Origin of the sequence: Italian clover phyllody phytoplasma str. MA1 (assembly GCF_000300695.1) — a bacterium.
In the GTDB taxonomy this organism is placed as follows: domain Bacteria; phylum Bacillota_I; class Bacilli_A; order Acholeplasmatales; family Acholeplasmataceae; genus Phytoplasma.
The window spans coordinates 1-1,030 of record NZ_AKIM01000114.1 but is presented as its reverse complement, the minus strand read 5'-3'; the positions used below and the strand labels follow the sequence as shown (position 1 = coordinate 1,030).

Annotated in this window: 2 protein-coding genes; both read right to left on the bottom strand. The window is 22.2% G+C overall.

All coding sequences use genetic code 11. The features are described 5' to 3' along the window. On the bottom strand, nucleotides 1–88 hold an 88-nt coding region (locus tag RI01_RS03455; protein WP_173363071.1), incomplete at its 3' end, for an SVM family protein. 142 nt (nucleotides 89–230) lie between these two features. Beyond that, nucleotides 231–1,030, bottom strand: an 800-nt coding sequence (locus RI01_RS02785; RefSeq protein WP_017193156.1) for an SVM family protein, incomplete at its 5' end; no start/stop codon positions are given.

The window sequence follows — 1,030 nt, the reverse complement described above, 5'->3', positions numbered from 1 at the left end:
CATAATAATTATTAATTATAAATAATAGCCCTAATAAAACAAATAAACAAAAACTTATTATTTTAAATTGATTTTTTAATTTAAACATTATTAATTGAATCTCCTTTTGTTTTTTTCGAATTGTTAAATATGTAATAAAAATAAACTTTTCAAATTTAATTTTTGAAACTAGAAATAATATTTATGACACATAATTGTTATATTCAATTTATTTTTTTGTTAGCTATTTTTTATAAAATAACACATTCACACTTAGATTTTTTATGATTATAATTCGATTGTTCATTTGTTTCTAGTTGTTCTGGTTTTTGAGAAGGTTTTTTTTGAATAATTAATTCTTTTATTAATCTTTTAAATTCTTCAATTCCAATAACTTCTCTTTGTAACAATTCATCAGCAAGGGGCGATAAAAATTCTTTATATTGTTGAATTATTTCTTGTGTTTTTGTTTGAGCAATATTTTTTATTTTATCTTTTCTTATTTCTAAAGAATCTGTTGATAAATATAAATCGCCTAAAAACCATCCTCTTTCTGTGATATATTGAGCCGTTTTTTCGATATCTTGTTCATCATGTTGACCTCTATTTTTAATTTCTTCTATAGTTGTTGTGATAGTTTTTTCCGCCTCTAACCCACCATAATAAACAGATAATGCAAATAAATGTCCAAACATATTGTTTATATCAAAAGAAAAATCGGTGCTACCATCAATTGTTTCATCATTCTGTTTTAATTCTATTCCTTTAAATTTTATAAGATTTGGATATTCTCTATGTCTTTGACTTAATTCAAAAGCAACTACAGCATGCCCTATTTCATGTAAAGACACAAATTTTTCTTTAGTCATAATATTTGTTTTACTTATATTATTTGTTATTTCTTCATTTTCTTCTGACTCTGTCTCTGTAATTTCTTGAATTTCTTCATGAAATAAACCTTCCATAGCCATTACTTGATGAACATTATTAATAATTAAAAATAATCCTAAACTAATAAATAAAATAATATTAAATAATAGTAAATGTTTTT